Annotated in this window: 23 protein-coding genes; 12 read left to right on the top strand and 11 right to left on the bottom strand. The window is 59.2% G+C overall.

Annotated elements, in window-relative coordinates:
• Positions 1-321: 321 nt before the first annotated feature.
• On the top strand, positions 322-1,215 hold the full coding sequence (locus tag BSP75_RS05540) for a DUF535 family protein (protein ID WP_075112498.1): 894 nt from the start codon (positions 322-324) through the stop codon (positions 1,213-1,215).
• Positions 1,216-1,284: 69 nt separating this feature from the next.
• Here the strand turns inward: BSP75_RS05540 and BSP75_RS05535 are convergent, their stop codons facing one another.
• The 8 genes from BSP75_RS05535 to BSP75_RS05500 all read right to left on the bottom strand — a co-directional run bounded on the left by BSP75_RS05535 (position 1,285) and on the right by BSP75_RS05500 (position 9,458).
• The gene (locus tag BSP75_RS05535) at positions 1,285-2,211 is read right to left on the bottom strand and encodes a L,D-transpeptidase family protein (RefSeq protein ID WP_075112497.1); all 927 of its coding nucleotides are present in this window, start codon (positions 2,209-2,211) and stop codon (positions 1,285-1,287) included.
• A gap of 186 nt (positions 2,212-2,397) precedes the next feature.
• Positions 2,398-3,639 (bottom strand): mechanosensitive ion channel domain-containing protein, encoded by a 1,242-nt coding sequence (locus BSP75_RS05530; protein ID WP_042656462.1) that lies wholly within the window; start codon positions 3,637-3,639, stop codon positions 2,398-2,400.
• Positions 3,640-3,783: 144 nt separating this feature from the next.
• Positions 3,784-4,983 carry an acetate kinase gene (locus BSP75_RS05525; RefSeq protein ID WP_042059110.1) on the bottom strand — a complete coding sequence of 400 codons (1,200 nt, stop codon included), beginning with the start codon at positions 4,981-4,983 and terminating at the stop codon, positions 3,784-3,786.
• 318 nt (positions 4,984-5,301) lie between these two features.
• The gene (locus BSP75_RS05520; protein WP_075112496.1) at positions 5,302-5,772 is read right to left on the bottom strand and encodes a YhcH/YjgK/YiaL family protein; all 471 of its coding nucleotides are present in this window, start codon (positions 5,770-5,772) and stop codon (positions 5,302-5,304) included.
• A gap of 314 nt (positions 5,773-6,086) precedes the next feature.
• Complete coding sequence (locus tag BSP75_RS05515; RefSeq protein WP_042059115.1) at positions 6,087-7,193, bottom strand: 1-acyl-sn-glycerol-3-phosphate acyltransferase; 1,107 nt, start codon at positions 7,191-7,193, stop codon at positions 6,087-6,089.
• A gap of 130 nt (positions 7,194-7,323) precedes the next feature.
• Positions 7,324-8,016 (bottom strand): aspartate/glutamate racemase family protein, encoded by a 693-nt coding sequence (locus tag BSP75_RS05510; protein WP_075112495.1) that lies wholly within the window; start codon positions 8,014-8,016, stop codon positions 7,324-7,326.
• A gap of 130 nt (positions 8,017-8,146) precedes the next feature.
• Positions 8,147-8,737 carry a LysE family translocator gene (locus BSP75_RS05505; RefSeq protein ID WP_075112494.1) on the bottom strand — a complete coding sequence of 197 codons (591 nt, stop codon included), beginning with the start codon at positions 8,735-8,737 and terminating at the stop codon, positions 8,147-8,149.
• 124 nt (positions 8,738-8,861) lie between these two features.
• The gene (locus BSP75_RS05500) at positions 8,862-9,458 is read right to left on the bottom strand and encodes a LysE family translocator (RefSeq protein ID WP_058052491.1); all 597 of its coding nucleotides are present in this window, start codon (positions 9,456-9,458) and stop codon (positions 8,862-8,864) included.
• A 113-nt stretch (positions 9,459-9,571) separates the two neighbouring features.
• On the opposite strand from BSP75_RS05500, the gene BSP75_RS05495 reads away from it, so the two are divergent.
• The 3 genes from BSP75_RS05495 to BSP75_RS05485 all read left to right on the top strand — a co-directional run bounded on the left by BSP75_RS05495 (position 9,572) and on the right by BSP75_RS05485 (position 13,277).
• A complete protein-coding gene (locus BSP75_RS05495; protein WP_075112493.1) occupies positions 9,572-10,963 on the top strand; it encodes a PLP-dependent aminotransferase family protein in 1,392 nt (463 codons plus the stop codon).
• Positions 10,964-11,017: 54 nt separating this feature from the next.
• A complete protein-coding gene (locus BSP75_RS05490) occupies positions 11,018-11,485 on the top strand; it encodes a hypothetical protein (protein ID WP_075112492.1) in 468 nt (155 codons plus the stop codon).
• A 127-nt stretch (positions 11,486-11,612) separates the two neighbouring features.
• Positions 11,613-13,277, top strand: coding sequence for a hypothetical protein (locus BSP75_RS05485; protein WP_075112491.1), 1,665 nt, complete (start codon positions 11,613-11,615; stop codon positions 13,275-13,277).
• Between the two features lie 142 nt (positions 13,278-13,419).
• Here the strand turns inward: BSP75_RS05485 and BSP75_RS05480 are convergent, their stop codons facing one another.
• The gene (locus BSP75_RS05480; protein WP_005362804.1) at positions 13,420-13,833 is read right to left on the bottom strand and encodes a CBS domain-containing protein; all 414 of its coding nucleotides are present in this window, start codon (positions 13,831-13,833) and stop codon (positions 13,420-13,422) included.
• A gap of 154 nt (positions 13,834-13,987) precedes the next feature.
• Here BSP75_RS05480 and BSP75_RS05475 point away from each other — a divergent pair, with 154 nt between their 5' ends.
• From BSP75_RS05475 to rlmJ, 3 genes are read left to right on the top strand one after another with little or no spacing between them, the layout of a single operon-like run.
• On the top strand, positions 13,988-15,898 hold the full coding sequence (locus BSP75_RS05475) for an ABC transporter ATP-binding protein (RefSeq protein WP_075112490.1): 1,911 nt from the start codon (positions 13,988-13,990) through the stop codon (positions 15,896-15,898).
• Positions 15,891-16,352 carry a DUF2390 domain-containing protein gene (locus BSP75_RS05470; protein ID WP_075112489.1) on the top strand — a complete coding sequence of 154 codons (462 nt, stop codon included), beginning with the start codon at positions 15,891-15,893 and terminating at the stop codon, positions 16,350-16,352. Before BSP75_RS05475 ends, BSP75_RS05470 begins: the two co-directional genes overlap by 8 nt.
• Positions 16,346-17,200, top strand: a complete 855-nt coding sequence (rlmJ, locus tag BSP75_RS05465; protein ID WP_058052496.1) for a 23S rRNA (adenine(2030)-N(6))-methyltransferase RlmJ — start codon at positions 16,346-16,348, stop codon at positions 17,198-17,200. The genes BSP75_RS05470 and rlmJ overlap by 7 nt, the downstream gene beginning before the upstream one ends.
• 112 nt (positions 17,201-17,312) lie before the next feature.
• Here rlmJ and BSP75_RS05460 read toward each other — a convergent pair whose 3' ends face one another.
• Complete coding sequence (locus BSP75_RS05460; protein ID WP_042059132.1) at positions 17,313-17,519, bottom strand: hypothetical protein; 207 nt, start codon at positions 17,517-17,519, stop codon at positions 17,313-17,315.
• A 191-nt stretch (positions 17,520-17,710) separates the two neighbouring features.
• On the opposite strand from BSP75_RS05460, the gene BSP75_RS05455 reads away from it, so the two are divergent.
• The 5 genes from BSP75_RS05455 (at position 17,711) to BSP75_RS05435 (ending at position 22,051) form a co-directional block, all read left to right on the top strand.
• Positions 17,711-18,076: a DUF2061 domain-containing protein gene (locus BSP75_RS05455; RefSeq protein ID WP_042059134.1), complete on the top strand. Its 366-nt coding sequence runs from the start codon at positions 17,711-17,713 to the stop codon at positions 18,074-18,076.
• Between the two features lie 187 nt (positions 18,077-18,263).
• Positions 18,264-18,860 (top strand): MliC family protein, encoded by a 597-nt coding sequence (locus BSP75_RS05450; RefSeq protein ID WP_075112488.1) that lies wholly within the window; start codon positions 18,264-18,266, stop codon positions 18,858-18,860.
• 686 nt (positions 18,861-19,546) lie between these two features.
• Positions 19,547-20,533 (top strand): ATP-binding protein, encoded by a 987-nt coding sequence (locus tag BSP75_RS05445; RefSeq protein ID WP_075112487.1) that lies wholly within the window; start codon positions 19,547-19,549, stop codon positions 20,531-20,533.
• Between the two features lie 147 nt (positions 20,534-20,680).
• The gene (locus BSP75_RS05440; RefSeq protein WP_075112486.1) at positions 20,681-21,163 is read left to right on the top strand and encodes a lecithin retinol acyltransferase family protein; all 483 of its coding nucleotides are present in this window, start codon (positions 20,681-20,683) and stop codon (positions 21,161-21,163) included.
• A 402-nt stretch (positions 21,164-21,565) separates the two neighbouring features.
• Positions 21,566-22,051, top strand: coding sequence for a GNAT family N-acetyltransferase (locus BSP75_RS05435; RefSeq protein ID WP_075112485.1), 486 nt, complete (start codon positions 21,566-21,568; stop codon positions 22,049-22,051).
• Between the two features lie 123 nt (positions 22,052-22,174).
• On the opposite strand, the gene eno is transcribed toward BSP75_RS05435, so the two are convergent.
• The gene (gene eno, locus BSP75_RS05430; RefSeq protein ID WP_042063085.1) at positions 22,175-23,476 is read right to left on the bottom strand and encodes a phosphopyruvate hydratase; all 1,302 of its coding nucleotides are present in this window, start codon (positions 23,474-23,476) and stop codon (positions 22,175-22,177) included.
• Positions 23,477-23,558: the final 82 nt, after the last annotated feature.

The raw sequence follows: 23,558 nt of genomic DNA, 5'->3' as shown, positions 1-23,558 counted from the left end.
AACTCCGTTTTGTGTCATTTTCTGCCCGCTCTGGTGACGGGCTCATCCCTAAAAAACCGGCCTAGCTTAATCAGCCGTTCGCGCCAGCTCAACCACTTTTAACAAATACAAAACACAATAAAAACCTTTGCGCATCAAATCATCTGCCGCATCAAGAGGATGGCGCCAGATTTCCTGCCGTGACCGTGGCGGCCATATCGCCGTGCCAGCCGCTACTGAGCGTTCTGTTTTCACATTTTGTTACTATCCATTTTTTACAAGCCCGCGCCCCGCTCCTACACTCCCCGCCCTGTCTCATCACACCAGTCAGAGGTCGGCACCATGTCATCTCATCTGTCACACCTGCGCACCCTCGCCCGCCACCTTCACCCGGTGGAAGAGTCGGGTCATCTCATCAGACGGGCCAAGTATGTGGGGCGTCTCTGGCTCAATCCCGGCGCCCGCGCCCTCTATCGCCAGCAGCAGGAGCAACCGCTGCTGGCACAGGCGATCAGCCGCTTCCCCGATATTCTGGAAAAGCCGATCCACCCCTATCGCCACAAGGGGCTCCGCAAGCGCCTGCGAGCCGGGCTTATCAGCGGCCACTACCAGCAGCTGGCCAGTCAGCTGCCGAAAGCGCAGCAACTGGCGATCTACAGCGGGCGCGGCCTGTTGCTGGCCCAGTGGCAGAGCGACAAGCTGACGGCACCGCTGACCCTGCAACTGGATTACCAAACTCACATGGGCAAAGAGGGGGAGATGAGCCTGACCCTCAAGCTGGGTGACGTGGCGCTCTATTACATGGCCCTCAATCTGCGCCCTGCACCCAGCCCGACCCTCGAGATCTGCTCGCTGCAGGGCGGCAAGGGGCTTAGCGAGGAGATCAAGCAGGTCACCAAGGCATGTGGCGGATTGCGCCCCATGTCCCTGCTGGTCTATATGGCCGCCGAGCTGGCCTCGGGGCTGGCGTGCAACACCCTGCTAGGGATCCGCACCCAAAGCCACGTCTATCAGAGCAGCAAACGCACCGCCGATCGGGTCAGGTTCGACCTCGACGGCTTGTGGCAGGAGCATCAGGGCAACGTGCAGGATGAACTCTGGATGAGCCTGCCGCTGGAGGTGCCCCGCAAGACGCTGGAGGAGATCCCCTCCCGCAAGCGGGCCAGCTACAAGGCGCGCTACCAGCTGCTCGATCGGCTCGGCAGCGAGCTGCAGGCAAATCTGCTGCGACGCTGAGTCAGCGCAGCAGAAACAAAAAGGGCGAACAGCATGCTGTTCGCCCTTTGTCATGACGGGGATCGGTCCTTAACGGTTGATCGCCATCGGCAGGCCGTTGCGCTGCTCCAGCGCCTGCTTCACCAACTGGGAGTCGCTGTCGGCGTGAGCGATGAAGCGGGTCACCGCCGGGGTCATCGGCAGCGGTGCCGGCAGCTTGGAGTTGAACTCCTCTTCGCTGCGCGACAGCGGCTGGTGTACTTCCAGATAGCGGACGCCGTTGGGTTCGAGAGAGGCCTTGATCGGCTGGTTGACGAACTGGACGCGGGTACCGACCGGTACCTGCTTGAACAGGTACTCGATATCTTCGTTACGCAGACGCACACAGCCGTGGCTCACCCGCAGGCCGATACCGAAATTGGCGTTGGTACCGTGGATGGCGTACATCTTGCCGATGTAGAGGGCGAACAGACCCATGGGGTTGTCCGGACCGGCCGGCCATACCGCAGGCAGGCTCTCGCCACGGGCGGCATATTCGGCATGCATCTTGGCAGTCGGGGTCCAGGTCGGGCCCGCTTTCTTGCGCTGCACGCTGGTCACCCAGTTTTCCGGGGTGTCGGTGCCGAGCTGGCCGATGCCGATGGGCAGCACTTCCACCACTTTTTTACCCTTGGGGTAGTAGTAGAGGCGCATCTCGGCCACGTTGAGCACCACCCCTTCCCGCGGTGCATCCGGCAGGAGCAGTTGCTGGGGGATCACCAGCTTCTCGCCGGTCTGCACCAGCAGGGGATCCGCATCGGGGTTGGCTTCAGTCATGTTGGTGAGCCCCAGCTGGAATTTCGCCGCAATGGCCTCCAGCGGCTGGCCGTTCTCTTCGGCCGGGACCACGTATTCCAGATTTTCCCCTACCAGACGGCTGTTGGCCGCAGGCAGAGCATATTCAACAGCGAAAACCGGCGCAGCGGTCAGCAGCAGGCTGTAGCAGAGTGTTGCCACACTATTGCGAAGGAGCTTCATAACTTTCCCATGATGATGACTTGAAGTGACGTCTCTGGGCTGGCAGCTGATCAAGCGGGATCAGGGGCGCGAAGAGAAGGCCGCCATTTTTCTCCTCTACACGGCAAATTTCAACTGACAAGTGGCGACGGGTCGATGATTAATATGCGGATTTTTCCGCGTCCCCGACCCGCCTGGTTTCCCTGTTTATCCCCGTTGCCAGCCACGCATGTCGTAACCTGTGGGAGATTGATGCAACCGCAGATGAAATTGCTCAATGATGGCAAAGATATGGTCGAAAATATCGGCCTGGATCCCTTCGTAATCGGCCCATGCGGTGGTCGCGGTAAAGCAGTAAATTTCCAGCGGCAGCCCATCTGACGTGGGCGCCAGCTGGCGCACCATCAGGGTCATGTCCTTGCGAATGCCGGAGTGGGCACGAAGATAAGCATCCAGATAGGCGCGCAGGGTGCCGAGGTTGGTGAGGTGACGACCGTTGATGGGGCAGCTCAGGGCGTCGCTCAGCTGCTGGTTGTAGGCACTCAGCTCCTGCTCCTTGCGGCTGAGATAGGGTGCCAGCAGCTGCGCCTGCTTGAGCTGCAACTGCTCATCGGCCGTCAGAAAGCGCACGCTGGTCATGTCGATATTGACGCTGCGCTTGATGCGGCGGCCGCCCGACTCGGTCATCCCCTGCCAGTTCTTGAAAGAATCGGAGATCAGGGCGTAGGTGGGAATGGTGGTGATGGTCTTGTCCCAGTTCGACACCTTGACCGTGGTGAGGCCGATGTCGGTCACCTCGCCATCGGCGCCGTACTTGTCCATCTGCAGCCAGTCGCCGACGCTCAGCATCCGGTTGGCGGAGAGCTGGATCCCCGCCACCAGCCCGAGGATGGGGTCCTTGAACACCAGCATCAGCACTGCGGTCATGGCACCCAGACCGCTGAACAGGAACAGCGGCGACTTGCCGAGCAGCAGGGCGATCATCAGGATGCCCACCAGAATGCTGCCTACCAGCTTGGCCCCCTGGAAGATGCCGCGCAGGGGCAAATCCCGGCCAAGCCGGGTGTAACGACTCACCGACAACAGGCAGTCGAGCAGGGCAAAGAAGGCCAGCAGCAGGAACAGCAAAATCCAGAGCTGGGCCACCATCTCGATAAGCTTGAGGCTATCAGATTGACGGGGCAGCCAGATCTCCGCCTGCCCGAGCAGCACGGCCCCCTGCAGCACGAAGGCCAGCCGGTTGAAGAGGCGCTGTTGCAGCTGGGGCGGCAGCCACACCTGCTTGGCCTTGCCGAGGATCCCTACCAGCCGGACCAGCAGCACCCGGTGCAGCGCCATGTGCAGCAGCAACGAGGTGATGACGATAAAGCCCAGCGCGATCACCAGCGCCATCAGGTTGGTCACTTCCACCCCAAGGCCCGACAACCAGTTAAAAAACGCCTCTTTCATTGCTCTCTCCCGAACCGGGCAGCCCGCTGGCTGCAAAAAACAGTGGTGGTCAGGGTACCGCCCCCCTCCCCCATGTCAAATCGGCGAGCGCCAGAAACGACAACGCCCGGCACAGGCCGGGCGTTGTTTCACAGCGAGGCTGACTTAGCAGACCAGGCTCAGGGCATCGCGGGCGATGACCAGCTCTTCGTTGGTCGGGATCACCATGGCGCAACGGCTGTCGGCGGTGGTGATGCGGCCTTCGCCACCCAGTACCGCGGCGTTGTTGGCCTCTTTGTCCACCTTGAAGCCGAACAGGGCCAGACGTGCCAGCACCATCTCGCGCACCATGGCGGCGTTCTCACCGATACCGCCGGTGAAGACAATGGCGTCCAGACGACCGTCCATCGCAGCGGCATAGGCACCGACATACTTGGCTACACGGTAGGTGAAGACATCCAGCGCACGCTTGGCACCGGCGTCAGTGGCGTAGTTGGTGGTGACGTAGCGGCAGTCGCTGCTCGCTTCGGTCAGCCCCAGCAGGCCGGACTCACGGGTCAGGGTGTGGTTGATCTGCTCCACGCTGTAACCGAGCTGGTCGTGCATGAAGAACACCACGGCCGGATCGATATCACCGGAGCGGGTACCCATCGCCAGACCTTCCAGCGGAGTCAGACCCATGGAGGTGTCAACGGATTCGCCGTTCTTGATGGCGCAGACAGAGGCACCGTTACCCAGGTGGCAGTTGATGATGTTCAGTTCATTCAACGGCTTGCCCAGCTCTTTTGCCGCTTCTTCCGCGATGTAGCGGTGAGAAGTACCGTGGGCACCGTAACGACGGATACCGTGTTCGCGGTAGAGCTTGTGCGGCAGCGCATAGAGGTAGGCCTCTTGCGGCAGGGTCTGGTGGAAGGCGGTGTCGAACACGGCCACGTTCTTCTCGGACAGCTGCGGGAACACTTTCAGCGCGGCACGAATACCGATCAGGTGCGCCGGGTTGTGCAGCGGAGCGAACGGAATGGCGGCTTCGATACCGGCGATCACGCCGTCATCAATGCGCACGGAGCGGGAGAACTGCTCGCCACCGTGTACGATACGGTGACCGATGGCCACCAGTTGCTCTGCAAGAGTCGGATCCTGCGGCAGGATGTGACCCACGATATGGTCGAGGGCCTCCTGGTGAGCGGCACCCGCTCCCAGCATGGCTTCGCCCTTGACCCCGTGGAGTTTCCATTTGATACGTGCATCATCCAGATTGAAGCATTCGGCCAGGCCGGACAGCATGTCCTCACCTGTTTCGGCGTCCATTACGGCAAATTTCAGGGAAGAGCTACCGCAGTTAAGGATCAATACCAACTTGCTCATGTTCTACATCTTCCTGTGCTTCGGCTTTATGCCGACAGTGTCGTGTCATCCAAAAGAGGATGGGATTCCCCTGCCGGGGGCTTATGGTCGCAGGAGGGTGCGCCCAATTTTTCAATTCTTGCGAGTTTCAACGCATCACTGGTGCGTAGCACTCGTTTCAATTCTTGGTTTTCACAGTAAACACGCATCCAAGGTGCGCATCACTGGTTTCAATTCTTGCGAGTCTCAACGCATTCAAGGGTGCGTGGCACTCGTTTCAATGCATGACAGGGCAAGCGGCCCTGCCGTGATCGGGTCTCTGACACCCAAGGATAGCGCTTAGCAGCTGGCCAGCAGATCCTTGTGTACCTTGACCACCAGCTTCTTCACCCTGGCGGGCTGGTTGAAGGTACAGAGCGGGCGGTGCAGTTCGCCCGGCCAGAAGATGGCGAAATCGCCCGGTTGCAGCGCCAGATAGCTGGTCTGCTCGTCATCGACAAACCAGAGATCGGGATGGGGATGGTCGGCGCCGTCGCTCACGTAGTCGTGGGGGCCCACACCTATCCACTCTTCACCGCGTAGCAGCAGCTGGATATCGAGATAGTGCTGATGAAACTCGCCACGGCGATCCACGGCTGGCTCGGTCAGCTCCTCACTCACCAGACAGAACAGGTTCAGGCCATCGATCTCGGTCTTGCCGAGCGGTGCGTCACCCCAGTGAGCCACGCTCTTCACCACCTCGGCCATGATACGGGCCAGCGGGGCGGGCAGCGGCGTCCGCTGCAGGGTGTTCAGGCTACCGGTGATCATGGCGTCTGTTTCCTGTTAGGTATATCTGGGCGGCATCTTTGCCAGCCAATGAAAAAGGACCTGTGACAGGTCCTTCAATAATGCCGTCTGCAATCCGTGCAAAGCGGTTTAGAGCGTTTGCTCATGTTCTGCTATGGGGGCACTGTTACACACTGGTACGCACCTTGCCAAGAGGCATAATCCCATTTTCATGGTGATCGTACCAGCTGAAACCATATTATTCACCACCCTTTCATCCTCGACTTTGACCAGACGCAAAAACGGGCGCATCAGCGCCCGTTTTTTTCGCAAAACCGTTTAACAACCGGCTTCATTCAAGCCTTTTCGGCGTTTTCCACCGGTTTGGCGTACATCGCACGCCAGATCGCCTTGTGCTCTTCCGGGACCTCTGACTGACGGGTCAGGAAGGCGGCCTGTTCGATGGTATTGGCCTTGCCGGAGACATCTGCTGCCAGATAGTTGCTGGGGAAGAGGCGATAGCTGCTCCAGATCGCCTTGTCGATCAGCGCGGCCAGTTCGTCCGGATCGCTGAACCCTTCGGTGATGGGGGCGCCGAAGGAGACATGTACCCGCCCCTTCTGGCCGACGATACCGGCGACGATACTCTCGATATCCTCGAACTCGCCCTTCTCGTAGCAGCCGTTGACCGACTTCTCGTAGAGCTCGCGCGCCTTGGCCTTGTCGGTCGGATCCAGCTCATAGCTGATGCTGACCGGCACGATGTTGAGGCTGCGCATGTAGTCGACGAAGTCGATCTTCTGCTTCTTGCCGTCGACGTAGAACATCTTGAGGATCGCGGGATCGGTCTTGTCATCGCCATTCTTGGCGCGCCCTTCCTTCTGGGCGATCCAGATGGAGTGCCCTTCATGAACCGAATTGCCGATATAGGCCGACAGTTCGCCCAGCACCTTCATCATCTCCCGCGGCCCCTTGGCGGAGCGTTTGACGATAAAGCTCTTGTTGAGTTTCATCAGCTCGGTGGCACAGGGCTTGCGCAGCAGGTTGTCACCGATGGCGATGCGCACGGTATCGAAGCCATGGCTGTGCAGCCCCCAGTTGACGAACGCCGGATCCATGGCGATGTCCCTGTGGTTGGAGACAAACAGATAGCCCTGCTCTTTCTTGAGATGCTCGATCCCGGAGAAGGTCACCCCCTTGGTGGAAGTGGCGATCATGCGGGACATATACCGGGTGACCCCCATCTGGACCTGATGCACTGTGGTCACCTTTGACCACTTGCGACGCAGGAACAGGCGGATCAGCGGGCGAATGGCCCAGCCAAACCAGTTCATCAGGGAACCGAAACGATACTTGGCGATGGCGCCGATAAATTCATCATCCTGGATCAGCCGTTCGATGGCTGCCGGCACTTCTTCATCGCGGTAGGGGCGAATGTCCGCGAATCTATCTACTTCAGTCACAATGTCAGCCTTGCATGCTAGGGAACCGCAGCCAACCCGCGTTGGCTGGGGAAAATTCAGGGCGCAATTTTACACGCTTTTATGGCAAGGGGTATGTGGCAAGCAAGAATAGTGAGATCTGACCAGTTTATTAATCGGATGCCAATGCCAGCGCGACTGCCGCCTCCGCATGGATGGCGGTGGTGTCGTAGAGCGGCACCGCCGCGCGGGCATCGCCCACCAGCAGGGCAATCTCGGTACAGCCGAGGATCACCGCCTCGGCGCCAGCGGCCGCCAGTTCCGCGATAATGGCCAGATACTCGGCCCGCGATGCATCGCGAATGTCGCCAAGGCACAGCTCGTCATAGATGATGCGGTGCACCCGCTCCCGCTGCGCCTCGCCGGGCACCAGTACCTCCAGCCCGAACTTCTCCTGCAAGCGCCCCTTGTAGAAATCCTGATCCATGGTGAAACGGGTGCCGAGCAGGCCGACTCGGGTGATCCCGTCTGCTTGCAATTTGGCAGCTGTTGCATCGGCGATATGGAGCAGCGGGATATCGATGGCCGCCTCAATCTCGGGGGCGACCTTGTGCATGGTGTTGGTGCCGATCAGCAAGAAATCGGCGCCGCCATCCTGCAGCTTGCGCGCCTCCGCCGCCAGCAGGCGGGCGGTGGCAGGCCAGTCACCGGCATGCTGCAGCCGCTCGATAGCGGCAAAGTCGACGCTATTGAGCAGCACCCGCGCCGAGTGCAAACCGCCGAGCTTGGCCCGCACCCCGCGGTTGAGCGCCTGATAGTAACTGACGGTGGACTCCCAGCTCATGCCACCCAGCAGACGATACATTTCATAGGAACTCCTTTCATCCCAAGAGAGAGCCGTACCACGCCACCTTGCAGGCAAGGTCACGCAGGCGAGATAAAAAAGGCCCCGCAGGGCCAACAAGACAGCCGGTAAAGGCCCGGGTCAACCCGGGCTAAATCCAGATCATCCCGACACAGGCGGCCGTCGCCAGCCCCATGCCAAGGTTGAAACGCCGCCAGCCCCGGGCGGTGCGGATGATTTGCCGCACCTGGGCACCAAAAAGCACCCAGAACGCCCCGGTGTAGAGGCCGGTAATAAAGAAGATCACCAGCACCCAGAGCGCGGAGGGCCAGTAGGCCTCCCCCGCCAGGGTGAAACCGCTGATGGCGGAGAGCGCCATCATCCACGCCTTGGGGTTGAGCAGTTGCAGCATGGCTCCCTGATGGGCGGGAATAAGCGGCCGGTTGCCCTCGGCCGGGCCGCTGGCGGTCGCCACCTTCCACGCCAGCCAGAGCAGATAAGCCGAGCCGATCAACTTGAGGCCATCGTGCAGCAACGGCACCTTCTCGAACACCACACCGAGCCCCAGCGCGGTGGCGAGGATCATCAGATTGATCCCCCCCACCACCCCCACCAGCAGGGGAAGAGTGCGGCGAAAACCCTGCGCCGCCCCGGCACTGGTGAGCAGCATATTGTTGGGCCCCGGCGTACCGCAGGTAACCAGGGCAAACCCCGCCAGGGGCAGTAACCAGTTCAGATCCATCTCAACCTCTTGTCGATACAACGCCCCCGTTATGGGGAAAGCCTTCTAATATGCAGAGCCAACCCCGTGGCGACAAGTCAGAAATGCCTCTTTCTCGGCTCCTCGCCCATCGGCGCAACGCGGCTCAATACCAGAGCATCACCACACAGAGCGCCGTCAGCAGACCGAGAGAGCCATTGAGCCGCCGCCAGCCCCGATCCGAGCTGATCCAGTTGCTCAGCTGATGGCCGAACAGCACCCAGACAAAGCAGACCGGCAGCGCCACCAGCACAAACACTGTCATCACCGCCAGCTGACTCGGCCAGTAACTGGCACCGGACAGGCTGAACAGACTGATGGCGGAGATCCCCATCATCCACGCCTTGGGATTGAGGAATTGAAAGCCCAGTCCCTCCAACATGGTCAGCGGACGGGCGCGGCGGGCCGGATCCCCGGGGGCACCGGCCACCGCGATGCGCCAGGCCAGCCACAGCAGATAGAGGCTGCCGAAGATCTGCAAACCGAGCCGCAGCAAGGGCCAGCGTTCGAACAGGGGATAGAGCCCCAGCGCCAGCACCAATTGCAACACCGGCTGCCCCACCCCCACCCCGAGCAGATGTGGCAGGGTTCTGCGCACCCCGAAGTTGGCGCCGGAGGCCGTCAGCATCAGGTTGTTGGGCCCCGGTGTACCGCAGGTGAGCACGGCAAACCCGAACAGGGTGACATACCACTCCATCGTCATATTGTGACTCCTTACCCACATTGTATCGATACAATGCGTGCTATTTGATTGTGAACAGGCTGAAATTCACGCTATATTGGGAACAAAGTTGGATCAATGGATTTATTGTCACCATGACAATCTGGGCTCCCGACCTGGCGGCCTTCGATGGCCCCCTCTACCTCAAGCTGGTCAAGGCGATCGAACAGGGGATCGCGAGCGGCGAGCTGCCCCCGCAGACCCGATTGCCCACCCACCGCGCCCTGGCGGATCGCCTGGGTGTCACCGTCGGCACCATCACCCGCGCCTACGGCGAGGCGGAGCGGCGCGGCCTGCTGGCCGCCCGGGTGGGGCACGGCACCTGGGTCAAGGCGCGCGGGGTCAACGGGGCGAACACGGATCCCGCCAGTGAGTGGGTGATCCGCCAGGAGGAGGGGCACCGCATCGAGTTGTGGCAAAACCTGCCGGTGCAGCTGGATCGGGCGGCGATCATCCGCCCCATGCTGGGGGAAGTGGCGGACGGGGATCTCAACGCCCTGCTCGGCTACGACAAGGAGGCGGGACGGCCGGATCAGCGCCAGCAGTTTGTCGACTGGCTGACGGAGCAAGGGGTGGCCTGCAGTGAGGATCGCCTGCTGTTCAGCCACGGCGCCCAGCACGGCATCATGCTGGCGCTGCTGGCGACCGGTTGCGTGGGGGAGACCATCCTGTGCGAGGGGCTGAGCTACCCCGGCATGCTGGGCAACGCCCGCCAGCTGAAAAATCAGGTGGTGGGGCTGGCGATGGATGAGGAGGGGCTGCTGCCCGAGGCGCTGGACGCCGCCTGCCGCACCCGCCGGGCCAAGCTGCTCTACCTCACCCCGACCCTGCAAAACCCCACTACCGCCATCATGAGTCTGGCGCGGCGGGAGGCCATCGTCGCCATCGCCCGTCGCCACGATCTGCTGATCATCGAAGATGACGTCAACGGCCTGCTGCCGGAGCCCCACCCGCAGCCGCTGGTCAATCTGGCGCCGGAGCGGGTCATCTATCTGGGCAGCCTGGCCAAGATCGCCTGCGGTGGCTTGCGGGTCGGCTTCGTGCTGACGCCCCCCGCCCTGCGCGGCGCCTTCGCCCAGACCATGCGGCTGTCGAGCTGGATGGTGAGCCCGCTATTGATCGAGCTGGCCTGCAAAATGGTCTCTCAGCGCCAGATCATGCCGCTCATCGCGCAGCAGCGGGAGATCCTCAAACGCCGTGGCGAACTGCTGCGCCACCTGCTGCCGACCGCTCGCTGGCAGCCGGGCAGCATGCACGCCTGGCTGCCGCTGCCGGAGCCCTGGCGCAGCCAGCAGTTTGCCGCTGCCGCCGATGCCCTTGACGTCGGCGTGGCGAGCGGGGAACACTTCGCCGCCGGCCAGTTTGCCGCCCCGCAAGGGGTGCGCCTGAGCCTGAGCCAACCCGCCACCGACGCCCGGGTCGGCGAAGGGCTGGCCCGACTGGCGCAACTGCTACAGGGGACGCCCCCCAGCAACCCCCTGCTATAGTCAGGGCCAGCCGAGTTGACCGTCACGTTTTATCGTCATTGCCAAGGAGAAGCCATGCCCCTCATGAGAGTCGCCCTGCTGCTTGCCCCCCTGCTGCTGGGTGGCTGCGCCTCGTCAACGACCCACCAGCAGTTGGGGGCGGCGCTCAATGGGCTGGAAGGGGAGTTGCAACGGCTGGAAGAGGAGCTGGCGGCGATGAACGGCCTGCACTATCAGAAGGCGATCGATGCACCGCTCAGTTTGCGCCGCTATCTGGGTGCCCTGCAGCCCACAGCCGAGGGGCTGGTGCCGGTCAGCAGCAAGCTGGAGGATGGGCCGATCCTTCACTATCAATACCGACTGCCAGCGAGCATGGCGACCCTGCCTCAGGACAACCTCTGCCAGCGCTACGAATTTGAACTGCGCCATCTGGGCCGCCTCGGACAGCTCGATCTGAACTGGCAGGGAACGAGGGGAGATGGATCTCGCCTGATCCGGCAGACCGAATGCAGCTTCCCGGCCAGCGGCGCACCAGTACAATAACTGTCCATCATGCGCCATCTATTACCCTGCTGACTACTGTCAACTTTTCACTCGCCCAAAACTGGGCCTATGTGCGCCTTGGCTCTACCATGATCCATTCAATGGTCTGCTCAAAGGAAGTGCGTGCATGACGATACTGCTGCTCGAAGAGGATGCCCTGCTCCGTAGCGCCATCACCCGGGAACTGACCGAGCAGGGTGTGCCCGCCGACCGGATCCACTACCACAGCCATCCGAATCAGGAGCGCAGTGGCCTGCTGGCGCTGCTGCAACAGCAACCCTTCGACGCCATCATCTGTCAGCAGGACAAACAACAGGGCCTTGAAGGGGCCCGGCTGCTGCATGAGGCACACTTTCTCGGCCTGCTGCAACCCGGTTGCGTTTTGCTGCTGCTCGATGCCGATCAGAGCGAACAGGAGTTTCTCCCCTCGGATCTCTACTTCTCCCTCTATCTGCAGCTCCCCTTCATGACCCGGCAGCTCGCCACCGTACTCGGCCCGCTGGTGAAATTAAGCAGCCTGACCCGCACGCTGGCCGCCCCCATTCTGTTGCGGGAGTGGCAACTGGCCACCGCCCTGTGCGAAGACCTGCTGTTTCAGCGGGAGCATCGCGAGCTGACCCCCTGGCTGGATCGGCTCAAGGGCTACCTGCTGCTGCAATCGGCCGAGCGGGTCACCACCGCCCAGCACTACGCCCTCTGTGCCAACGAGTATCAGGCGAGCTGGCCAAGGGCCGGGTTCTTCTACGCCATGCTGGGGCTCGGCAAGTTACAGAGCGCCCAGACCGACCTGCAGCGCCATCAGGCCAGGCTGCCCTCTGCCACCCGGCTGGAGCTGCGACTCGCCAGCCAACTGCACCAGCAGCATTGGTTGGCGGCGTGGGAAACCATGGGGGAGCTGCAACAGCTTCGCCCCCATCAGCCACGCTGGCATCAGCTGGCGATGCTGCTCGGGCTGGTGCTGCAAGATGAGGAGAAGGTACTGGAGCAGGCCAACAGTCTGACTCTGCGCCACTTCAGCGAGCAGCGTACCCGGCTCGCCATCGACAGCTTTATGCTCAATGCCAGTCTGGCGGTGTTGTGGCACGCCCCCTCCAGCAACCGGATCCGCTCCCTGCAACAGGAGTGGGAGCACCTCAAACGCACCGCCACGCTGGCACCCCACGAATATGAGCTGCTGCAGGCGTTGATGCTGGGGCTGGATTACCGCTTCGACGAGGCGCTGATCCTGATTGCCCACCACCAACCGGACGAGGGAAACGACAACCACCTCGCCCTGCTGCTCGGCTTTGCGGTCAGCCAATTCTGCGGGTTGCCGCACCACGCCCGGCGCTACCTGACCCAACTGACCCACTACCGAGCCAGAGTGGCGCCCCACCCGCTCACCCATCAGTTGTTCCACCATCTGGTCACCGAGCTGGGCCAACGCCTGACGATGAGAGAGCAGCGCCTGAGCGAACTGCGCCAGCTGCGCCACAAGGCGATGCAGGCCAGCCAGTATCAGACCGCCCTGCAAGCTAGCTTGCAGCTGTTGGAGGAGTTTCCCGCCCTGCCCGGCGATGCCTGGCAACTGCTGGAGCTGCTGCAACACTGCTGGCCAGCGGGCATGGCCGCCCCCAAAGTGGCACTACTGGTCGACACGCTGGAGCGGCGCCTCAAACACAGCCCCGCGTTTCTCGATCAACATGCCCAGCAGTACCACCGCACCCTGCACGAGATCCGCAGCCACCTGCAACCGCACCTCTCCGCCAGTGGCCCCTCCTGCCTTATCGAGGGGCGACCCGAGTCGTCGTGATCCGGGCAGCACACAGAGCGGTGCCCTCAGCGACGCGCTATCAGTTGTGTTCAATCCGTTGCGTTCAAATAGAGAGAGGGGAGCCTTGGCTCCCCTCTCTCTATGTTTGCTCTGTGTCAGCTGGTGGCGATGAACGGCGGGATCAATCCAGCGCGTCACTCTCCAGCGCCACCTTGAGAAAATCTTTCCAGCTGATGATGCCGACCAGGGCGCCATTCTCCAGTACCGGCAGGCAGGAGACCCCCTTCTCCAGCATCAGTTTGACGCCGTCGCGCACCGTGAGATGAGACGCGATGGTGATGAGCTGACGACTCATGATCTGGTGGGCCCGCTTGTTGAGGGTTTCGGTGTCACGGCTCATCTCGGCCTCGGAGTCGAGGTAAGGGCTGATGGCGCGAAACAGATCCCGATCCGAGATCACCCCCACCAACTCGCCCTCCTCCAGCACCAGCAGGTGGCGAAAGTGAGCCTGCTCGAAGATATCCTTGATGACACTGAGTCGATCATCCATTGAAACGGTGGCGACTCGGGTCGTCATAATATCCCTGATATGCATGCTAACCTCCGGTATCCGAACTGGTTTCACTGTTATGGCATGTTTTTGCAGCGCCAGCCAGTGGCCAGCCCTTCGCTACAGTGCAAATCTGCGTCATTTCACGTAAGATCCGCGCCAGTTTTTCTCCTCCATTTTGAGCAAGCAGATCCCACCCATGATAGTTGCCAGTCAAATCGAACTGATCCGCGGCGGCCGCAAGCTGCTGGACAACGCCTCCGCCACCATTCACCCCAGCCACAAAGTGGGTCTGGTGGGCAAGAACGGCTGTGGCAAGTCCACCTTTTTTGCACTGGTACGGGGCGAGCTGGCCATCGACAGCGGCACCTTCAGCCTGCCCGCTGGCTGGCAGATCGCAGGTGTCGCGCAGGAGACCCCGGCGCTCGACTGCTCGGCGCTCGAGTACGTGATCGACGGCGACAAGGAGTTCCGCTCGCTGGAAGCCCAGCTGGTGCAAGCCGAGCAGGATGACAATGGCCTGCTGGTGGCCGAGCTGCATGGTCGCCTCGATACCATCGGCGCCTACAGCATTCGCGCCCGCGCCGCCGAGCTGTTGCACGGCCTCGGTTTCAGCGACGAGCAACTGAGCTCGCCGGTGCGCAGCTTCTCCGGTGGCTGGCGCATGCGTCTGAACCTCGCCCAGGCGCTGCTCTGCCGCTCCGATCTGCTGCTGCTCGATGAACCGACCAACCACCTGGATCTCGATGCCGTCATCTGGCTGGAGAAGTGGCTCAAGGGCTATCAGGGCACGCTGGTGCTCATCTCTCACGACCGCGATTTCCTCGATTCGGTCATCAGCCGCATCATCCATATCGAGAACGGCAAGCTCAACGAATACACCGGCGGCTACTCCGACTTCGAGCTGCAGCGCGCCGAGCAGCTGGCCCAGCAGCAGTCGATGTACGAGAAGCAGCAGCGCGAGATGTCCCACATGCAGGCGTATGTGGACCGCTTCCGCTACAAGGCCTCCAAGGCCCGTCAGGCCCAGAGCCGCCTCAAGGCGATGGAGCGGATGGAGAAGATCCTGCCCGCCCACGCCGACTCCGAATTCAGCTTCGAGTTTCGCGAGCCGTCGGCCCTGCCGACCCCGCTGATCGCCATGGAGAACCTCTCTGCCGGTTACGGCGACAAGGTGATCCTGGAGAAGATCAAACTCAATCTGGTACCGGGTTCGCGCATCGGTCTGCTCGGTCGCAACGGCGCCGGCAAGTCCACCTTCATCAAGATGCTGTCGGGCTCCAACCCGCCGCTGTCGGGCAAGCTGGAGGTGAGCGCCGGGGTCAGCATCGGCTACTTCGCCCAGCATCAGCTGGAGACCCTGCGTCTCGACGATACCCCGCTCGATCATCTGGCCCGCCTCGCGCCGGATAAATCGGAGCAGGAGCTGCGCAACTATCTGGGCAGCTTCGGCTTTCACGGTGACAAGGCGCTCGACAAGGTCGCCCCCTTCTCCGGCGGCGAAAAAGCGCGGCTGGTGCTGGCGCTGATCACCTGGCAAAAACCGAACCTCCTGCTGCTGGATGAACCGACCAACCACCTGGATCTGGAGATGCGCCACGCTCTGACCATGGCGCTGCAAGGCTTCGAAGGGGCCATGGTGGTGGTATCGCACGACCGTCACCTGCTGCGCACCACCACAGATGACTTCTATCTGGTCCACGGTGGCCGGGTCGAGCCGTTCGATGGCGATCTGGACGACTACCACAAGTGGCTCGGCGAGCAGGAGAAAGAGGCCAATGCCAAACCGGCGGATGGCCCGATCTCTGCCAACTCGGCGGTGGCGCGCAAGGATCAGAAACGGCGCGAGGCGGAGTTCCGCCAGCAAACCCGTCCGCTGCGCCAGAAGCTGGAAAAGCTCGAAGCGAGCATGGATAAGCTGCAGGGCAAGCTTGGCGACATCGAGAGCCAGCTGGCCGACCCCGCCATCTACGAAGAGAGCGCCAAGAACAAGCTCTCCGAACTGCTCAAATCCCAGGGCCCTCTCAAGGAGCAGCTGGAAGAGGTGGAGCTGGAGTGGATGAGCCTCTCCGAAGAGCTGGAAACCATGGAGCAAGCCTTCTTTGCGTGACGAACAGCTGATGGCCAGCGAGCGGGTCGCTGTCCACGAATTGCCGACGCCGATCGGCTTCTGGCACTGGAGCGGCAAGGTCTATGGTGAGCGCAGCCAGGATTGGCTCACCGTGCAGGAGCTGGGGGGCAACGTCAATCTGGCGCTGCTGCTGCACCGGCTCGATCAACTCGGCATCGTGGTCGATCTCACCGACCTGCAACCGGCGCTGGTGCAGACCGAAACGGTGCTGACCCCGTGGCGCGCCCTGCGCCAGAGCGCCAAGGCGCGGCTCGACGAGCAGGAGTATCAGTCGATGCTGGCCCACGAGCTGGAGCTGGAACGGCTGCAACAGGGTGTCCTGTTGCAGACCCTGCGCAGTCTCTCCCTGTTTCGCGGCAACAGCCGCAATTTGTTGAACTATCTATCGTTACTGGGTGCCCAGCAGGGCCCCCTCAGAGATCTAATATGCTGAGCTACCGCCACGCCTTTCACGCCGGCAACCATGCCGACGTGCTGAAACACGCCGTTCAGGCCCTGATCATCGAGTCCCTCAAGAAGAAGGAGAAACCCTTCATCGTGCTGGACACCCATGCCGGTGGCGGTCTCTACGACCTGCGCGGCGACTGGTCCCAGAAGAAGGCCGAGTATGCCGACGGCATCGGCCGCCTGTGGGACGAGCGGGCCCAGTGGTCTGCCATGGCCCCCTATCTGGGCGTCATCGAGGAGATGAACCAGAACGGCGAGCTGCACTACTACCCCGGCTCGCCGGAGCTCTCCCGCCGCCTCTCCCGCGAACAGGACAAGCTGGCGCTGATGGAGCTGCACAACAACGAAGTGGACGATCTGCGTGCCAACATGGGCTATGACCCCCGCGTCGCCGTACACCACCGTGACGGCTTCGAAGGGCTGATCGCCCTGCTGCCGCCGACCCCGCGCCGCGGACTGGTGCTGATCGATCCGCCCTATGAGCTGAAGGAAGATTACTTCGCCGTGGTCGATACCCTGAAAAAGGCGCAGAAACGCTGGGCGACCGGCATCTACGCCCTCTGGTATCCGATCCTCGGGCAAGAGGCGGACAAATCCCGCGACATGCTGCGCGCCATCAAGCGCGAGAACTTCGGCAACGTCTTGGTGGCCGAGCTGGAAGTGGCTGGTCAGACTGCCGATTGGGGCATGAATGGCTCAGGCATGCTGATCATCAGCCCCCCCTGGATGCTGGACGAGCAGATCGAAGCGTTCTTGAAACCGCTTTGTGCCAAGCTGGCACAAGGTGCCGGTGCCCAGTACAAGGTGGAATGGCTCAACAAGGCCGAGGATTAATCCCCCGCCCCTACGGCGACCATAAAGTTGAAACGCAAAAGCCCCATCACGGGGCTTTTTCTATTGGTGCGGCACCTCTGCTTGTGTGTCAGCCCGAAACCCGCAGCGCGCCCTATGAGCGGGCAGGCAGATCCTGTTTCAGCGCAACCAGCAACAGGGCCAGCAGGCCAAAGGGCGGAAACAGGCAGAGCAGGGAGCAGATAAGGGTGACCAGCGCCGGATGCTCGCTCTTGCGGCGCGCCAGCCGCCAGGCGATGACGCCGACGATGATCATCAGCAACGCAATGAACTGGCCAAGCAGGGTGGCATTGATATTCATGAAAGATCCTTTTTCATGGGCAAGTGTGAAGAACCTGTACTTTATCGCCTTGGTTGCGATTGGCAACCGCTGAAGCGCACCAGCAACTCGCCCGTTGATAGGTTCTCTCTATTCCGGCAATAGATGAGAATGGTTTTCATTTAATCTCATTTCGGCGGATACTCTCATCATCAACAGAGGGAGCCGCCATCATGAAAAAGACCATCAGCTTTGCCATCCTGCACTTCGGTGTCGCCTTTACCGTGGCCTACCTGCTGACCGGTGAGCTGCTGACCGCCAGCCTGATCGCCCTGATCGAGCCCGCCGTCAACACGGTCGCCTTCTACTTTCATGACCTTGGCTGGCACAAGCTCAAGCCAAATCACAGCCTGCAGGCCAAGACCAGCAGCTTCGCGCTGGTGCATTTCAGCGTCGCCTTCGGGGTTGCCTTCCTGCTGAGCGGCGAGCTGCTCACCGGCGGTGTGATGGCGATGATCGAACCGGCCATCAATACCGTGGTGTTCTTCTTCCACGAGCGGCTGTGGCGCGCCCGCAGTCAGCAACTGGCGCTGGCCTGAGCAACCGGACAACCCGCCTCTCCCTTTATCGCGGCCACAAAAAACCCGACATTCCGGCCAGGAGTGTCGGGTTTTTCTGCCTGGCAGCCATTCAGCAGCGCAAAATGCGCTCGGAGCCCCTGCTGCATTGCCCTGTAGAGTGTGCTGTAGTAGGCAGAAATGCTCTCCTCATTGCTGGAATCTATTGATGAACAAGACCTTGCTTGCCCCCCTGCTGTTTGCCCCTCTGCTGGCCAGCGCCGCGACCCCCTCCTTTGACTGCACCAAAGCCTCCGGGTCGGTCGAAACCCTGATCTGCAAGGATGCCGGACTGGCCGCCCTTGATAACGAACTGGCGGCCCTCTACCCCAAGGCGATTGCTGCGCTCTCTCCCGAGCAGCTCAAGACCGAGCGAGCCATGCAGCGCGGCTGGATCAAGGGGCGTAACGACTGCTGGAAGGGGCAGGATCTGCGCCAGTGTGTGGAGGATAACTACCTGCTGCGGATCACCGAGTTGCAGATAAGCGGCGGCCAGCTGCTGGTACCGGCCCCGGTCAACTACCTGTGTGGCAAGAGCATTACTCTCTCTACCTACTTCTATAACGATGCCAAGCTGCCCGCCGCGGTGATCAACCTGAGCGAGGGCGACAAGCAGCAACAAGTGCTCGCCTATGAAGCCCCCAGCGCCAGCGGCGCCCGTTATGAAGGGCAAAACCTCACCTTCTTCACCAAGGGGGACGAAGCCACGCTGGAACGTTACGGCCAGCCAACCCTCACCTGCACAGAGACCCCGACCAAGGGTTGAGCCTGATACGGAGCGGCACGGCCGCTCCGCTTCTTTGAAATCGGAAAACCAACCAGCGGTGAGCAACACAAGCCGCTCCTTCTACGCCACTCCCCGCCCACCTTAGCCCTCCCACTCAAGGCTTGCACCATCCCGCCAGCTGCCGACTCGACCGCTTTATCAATCAATTTGTTGAGCTTGCTCAGGAATCGGCCATCTGCCCCTTTCCCTCAGCACACCCGCCGCTAATATAGCCAATTGGCAACACTCGCCTCGTCGGAGTCTCCCCATGAGCCATGCCAACCGCATCCCGTTGGTGAAACGCAGCGGACTGGAGGCTGAAATTCAGGGGCGGTAGCCATGCCGGATGGAATGGATAAGCGAACGTTGCCCACCACGACCGACTCAACATGGTGGCAACCTTATGTTCATTTCTGAGCTGTTCACGCAAGCGTGCTTTGGCGGCGCTTTCCAAGACTGCGCTGAGCACTGATTTTTCACACAGTAGTAACGGTGGCGCAAAAAGAGGAAGTCAAGCGAATACGCCCAACACGAGAAGAAAGATGATAACATTATGATTTAATGATGATTTTTACTTTTCGGCGGTGAAAATGTTACGGGGTTATATGGAATTCTCTGCTAACGGATTAATGCCGCCTTCCATCGAATCACTGTTAGCCAGATTAAGTGAGATTTGAGAAAAACTAATGAAGACGATATTTTTCCCCACTCAGCTTGGACGCGACACATTGCACGATTTTTTCCTAGATTTAGAACTATCTAAAAATGAGCCTGAGATTTGTGTTGATTGTTCTACACTGAATTTTTCTTATCCTAGTGGAATGTTGGTTGCTGGCTCGAAGATGCGAGCTTGGATAAAACATCGTCGAGACGAAGGACTTGTGACTAAAAAGAAAGGGCATGATTCGACAAAAAATGTACATGGTTATTTGCGTCACTTAGGTTTCTTTCAATTTATTGGGATGGGTGAAGGTAATGATGTTGGGCAAGCATCTGGATCTATGACTTATTTACCTATCACAAGAATTGAAAAGCCAGCTTTTGATGCGGCAACCCAAGATATACAAGACTGGTATGATGAAATAATTTCACAAACCAGACGCTTCGCAAACCTGCTCTCAGGCACATTGGATTACAATGAGGAAAATAAGCTCTACCATTATGCTTTACGAGAAATTATTCGAAATGTGTTTGAGCATTCAACGGTTGATGAGTGTTATTTATGCGGACAACGATGGGCTGATGGAAGAGTTGAAGTTGCAGTAGTTGATGAAGGTGTTGGTATTTCCACGTCATTAAAACGTTCATTTCATATAGAATCTGAAATTGCTGCTCTTCGAATGGCTATTAAACCGGGTATTTCAAGCACAACACACATCGTCGAAACAGATAATACTTATGGCAACTCTGGTTTTGGGCTTTACGTGTTGGAACAATTAGCATCATCATTTGGTTGGTTTATGATTGGTAGCGGAACTGCAAAATTAGTTTCTCAAAGCAACATAATAAATGAACAAAAGTTAAACTTTGATGGAACCTATATTGGTTTAAGACTAAATAGAGCGCCTAATCAATTCTCTGGACTCCTTGACGATATTATTTATACAGGAGAACAAGAGGCAGAAATATATGGTATTAGAGCTAAAGCATCAGGAATGTCAAAGCTGACATAAATCTGGTTAACAAACGCCTCAAGAGGGACTGTCAACGCGTGGCGTTTCCAGTCTCAATGAGCCGCGGTGGTTGCAGGTGTTGTGTTTGAGTTTAGTGGTAATGCGTTGCCAGCCCCTTAGGCGGGCGTTAGGTTTCAGGAGAGCGCGATGTGGTGGCGATTATTAATAATGCCTGCTTACAACATGGTCGAAGGTATAATGGATGCCTGTCGTGACCAAGTTGAGCCCGAAATTGGTAGCATCTTATATTGTGATTTAGCATTTGGCTACATGGACCACTCGGGGGTCTATATCGGGAATAATGAAATTGTTCACTTATCGGGCAAAGGCAATATTGAAGTTGTTAGCCCTAAGCAATTTATAGATGGTGGAAGTGCTTGCAGTATTTACGTGTCTTGCCAAGAAACTTGGTCTGTTGGTTCTGAGGAAGTGGCTGAACGAGCTAAATCAATGATTGGAAGAACAAGAGGCTATAATTTTCTATTCGACAATTGTCATCAGTTTAGTGCAGGTTGCCTTACTGGTGATTTTGATAATTCCTGCAATTTCCTCTGGATGTTGAAAGATGAATCTGCAAAGAGAATCGGATCGGATAATTGGCGATTTTGGGATATAGAGCTATTTGATTAGCCCTCTTTAAACCTAACAAGGCCAATTTACTCGGACAGCAAAAAGCGCCGCGCCTTCGTCGCTCTGCTTTTTGCTGCTGTAACTATTGGGACACCCACCATTTTGAGCAATTCTTGGTGTGGCTGGCTGTGGCTGCCGTGATAGCACCATCATTGAGGGCTTCGGTTCAGAGAGGAGGAACGCTTGCGATTTTGGCTTAAAAAGCGGTTTTTCAGCCAGCTCCTGCCATGGCATCAGGCGATGCAAAGAAATCAAAGCTCGTAGGTTCGAATAGCGAAGCGTATTCGGACGCTCGCGATACAAATATTTTGTGATAGTGCCAGTTGCCTTTAGATACCGACTTTCAGATGGCCTCTTTATTCACCTGTGGCTTTGCTGGCGTAACACATCCAAAGGAGATAAATGAAGCCTGACTTAACCGGCACTCGGATTGTGCTGCGCACCATTGGCCCGCAGGATGCGGCCGATCTGTTCGAGATTTATGGCAATCCACTGACCATGGAGTTTGCCTCTGATCCCTGCTTTACCTCTCCCGCCATGGTGGCGCAGATGATGGCGAGCGTGGTGCGGCTGGAGCAAACGGGTGAGTCGCTGGAGTGGGCGATTGTCGAGCGGGAGGGCAACAAGGTGATCGGCACCTGCGGCCTGCACAGTTTCAGCGAGGCGGGCCGCTGCTGCGAGGTAGGTTGCCTGCTCAATGCGGCCTATTGGCGCAGAGGGTTTATGTCGGAAGCGCTGGGATTGCTGTTCGCCCACGCCAGCACACTAGGAGTCACCCGCCTTACCGCAGATATCGATGCCGATAACGTCCGCTCTATCGCCCTGTTTGAAAAGCTGGGCTTCCAGGCGCATGCAGGGCGCTATCAGCGCATGCTGCCCTTTGTCTGACCCGAGACCAGAGCCACAACCCCCTCGCATCTCAGGCCGTTATGGCAAGGATCAGGCATAAAAAAACCGGAACCCAAGGGTTCCGGTTTTTTTCATTCCAGCCGAGGCTGGCAAACCAGCAAATTAAGCCTGGTTTTTAACTTCTTTCAGACCGCGGAAAGGAGCTTTGGCACCCAGAGCTTCTTCGATACGGATCAGCTGGTTGTACTTGGCAACACGGTCAGAACGGCTCATGGAACCGGTCTTGATCTGGCCAGCAGCGGTACCAACAGCCAGGTCGGCGATGGTCGCGTCTTCAGTCTCACCGGAGCGGTGGGAGATGACAGCAGTGTAGCCAGCGTCTTTGGCCATCTTGATGGCAGCCAGAGTTTCGGTCAGGGAACCGATCTGGTTGAACTTGATCAGGATGGAGTTGGCAACGCCGTTGTCGATACCACGCTTCAGGATCTTGGTGTTGGTTACGAACAGGTCGTCACCCACGATCTGGATTTTCTTGCCCAGTTCAGCAGTCTGGTAAGCAAAACCGTCCCAGTCAGATTCGTCCAGGCCATCTTCGATGGAGACGATCGGGAACTTGGTGGTCAGGTCAGCCAGGTAGTCAGAGAACTCGTTGGAGGTGAAGATACGACCTTCGCCTTTCAGGTTGTACTCTTTCTTCTCTGCGTCGTAGAACTCGGAAGCAGCACAGTCCATCGCCAGAGTGATGTCGGTGCCCAGCTTGTAACCGGCAGCAGCAACGGCTTCAGCGATAACTTCCAGCGCTTCGGCGTTGGATTTCAGGTTAGGAGCGAAACCACCTTCGTCACCGACTGCAGTGTTGTAGCCCTTGGACTTCAGCACTTTGGCCAGGTTGTGGAACACTTCAGCGCCCATGCGGACAGCTTCTTTCAGGGTCTTGGCGCCAACCGGCTGGATCATGAACTCCTGGATGTCGACGTTGTTGTCGGCGTGCTCACCACCGTTGATGATGTTCATCATCGGCAGCGGCATGGAGTAAACACCAGCAGTGCCATTCAGCTCGGCGATGTGGGCGTACAGCGGCATGCCTTTGGCAGCAGCAGCAGCTTTGGCGTTAGCCAGGGAAACAGCCAGGATGGCGTTGGCGCCGAACTTGGATTTGTTCTCGGTACCGTCGAGGTCGATCATGATCTGGTCAACAGTGGCCTGGTCCTTGGCATCTTTACCCAGCAGAGCTTGAGCGATCGGGCCGTTTACGGCTTCGAGGGCTTTCAGCACGCCTTTACCCAGGAAACGGCTCTTGTCGCCGTCACGCAGTTCCAGCGCTTCGCGGGAACCGGTAGACGCGCCAGACGGAGCGGCTGCCATACCAACAAAACCACCTTCCAGGTGAACTTCGGCCTCAACGGTCGGGTTACCACGGGAGTCGATGATTTCACGACCGATCACTTTAACGATCTTGGACATGTGTATTTCCTCAGGTTTCGTAAAAAAACAACAAAAATATGCCAAAAAAAGCGGCTGTGGCACAGGCCCCAACCGCATTTAT

The organism is Aeromonas sp. YN13HZO-058 (assembly GCF_001921245.1).
Classification (GTDB): Bacteria; Pseudomonadota; Gammaproteobacteria; order Enterobacterales; family Aeromonadaceae; genus Aeromonas; species Aeromonas allosaccharophila.
This window is presented reverse-complemented; position numbering and strand designations above follow the sequence as displayed.

Coding starts and splice junctions, on each gene's coding strand:
- BSP75_RS05500 (WP_058052491.1), bottom strand. CDS start 9,458: ATGACGATGGAGTGGTATGTCACCCTGTTCGGGTTTGCCGTGCTCACC.
- BSP75_RS05480 (WP_005362804.1), bottom strand. CDS start 13,833: ATGCATATCAGGGATATTATGACGACCCGAGTCGCCACCGTTTCAATG.
- BSP75_RS05455 (WP_042059134.1), top strand. CDS start 17,711: ATGAAAAAGACCATCAGCTTTGCCATCCTGCACTTCGGTGTCGCCTTT.
- BSP75_RS05460 (WP_042059132.1), bottom strand. CDS start 17,519: ATGAATATCAATGCCACCCTGCTTGGCCAGTTCATTGCGTTGCTGATG.
- BSP75_RS05520 (WP_075112496.1), bottom strand. CDS start 5,772: ATGATCACCGGTAGCCTGAACACCCTGCAGCGGACGCCGCTGCCCGCC.
- rlmJ (WP_058052496.1), top strand. CDS start 16,346: ATGCTGAGCTACCGCCACGCCTTTCACGCCGGCAACCATGCCGACGTG.
- BSP75_RS05510 (WP_075112495.1), bottom strand. CDS start 8,016: ATGTATCGTCTGCTGGGTGGCATGAGCTGGGAGTCCACCGTCAGTTAC.
- BSP75_RS05475 (WP_075112490.1), top strand. CDS start 13,988: ATGATAGTTGCCAGTCAAATCGAACTGATCCGCGGCGGCCGCAAGCTG.
- BSP75_RS05540 (WP_075112498.1), top strand. CDS start 322: ATGTCATCTCATCTGTCACACCTGCGCACCCTCGCCCGCCACCTTCAC.
- eno (WP_042063085.1), bottom strand. CDS start 23,476: ATGTCCAAGATCGTTAAAGTGATCGGTCGTGAAATCATCGACTCCCGT.
- BSP75_RS05530 (WP_042656462.1), bottom strand. CDS start 3,639: ATGAAAGAGGCGTTTTTTAACTGGTTGTCGGGCCTTGGGGTGGAAGTG.
- BSP75_RS05435 (WP_075112485.1), top strand. CDS start 21,566: ATGAAGCCTGACTTAACCGGCACTCGGATTGTGCTGCGCACCATTGGC.
- BSP75_RS05445 (WP_075112487.1), top strand. CDS start 19,547: ATGAAGACGATATTTTTCCCCACTCAGCTTGGACGCGACACATTGCAC.
- BSP75_RS05490 (WP_075112492.1), top strand. CDS start 11,018: ATGCCCCTCATGAGAGTCGCCCTGCTGCTTGCCCCCCTGCTGCTGGGT.
- BSP75_RS05535 (WP_075112497.1), bottom strand. CDS start 2,211: ATGAAGCTCCTTCGCAATAGTGTGGCAACACTCTGCTACAGCCTGCTG.
- BSP75_RS05450 (WP_075112488.1), top strand. CDS start 18,264: ATGAACAAGACCTTGCTTGCCCCCCTGCTGTTTGCCCCTCTGCTGGCC.
- BSP75_RS05495 (WP_075112493.1), top strand. CDS start 9,572: ATGACAATCTGGGCTCCCGACCTGGCGGCCTTCGATGGCCCCCTCTAC.
- BSP75_RS05440 (WP_075112486.1), top strand. CDS start 20,681: ATGTGGTGGCGATTATTAATAATGCCTGCTTACAACATGGTCGAAGGT.
- BSP75_RS05525 (WP_042059110.1), bottom strand. CDS start 4,983: ATGAGCAAGTTGGTATTGATCCTTAACTGCGGTAGCTCTTCCCTGAAA.
- BSP75_RS05505 (WP_075112494.1), bottom strand. CDS start 8,737: ATGGATCTGAACTGGTTACTGCCCCTGGCGGGGTTTGCCCTGGTTACC.
- BSP75_RS05485 (WP_075112491.1), top strand. CDS start 11,613: ATGACGATACTGCTGCTCGAAGAGGATGCCCTGCTCCGTAGCGCCATC.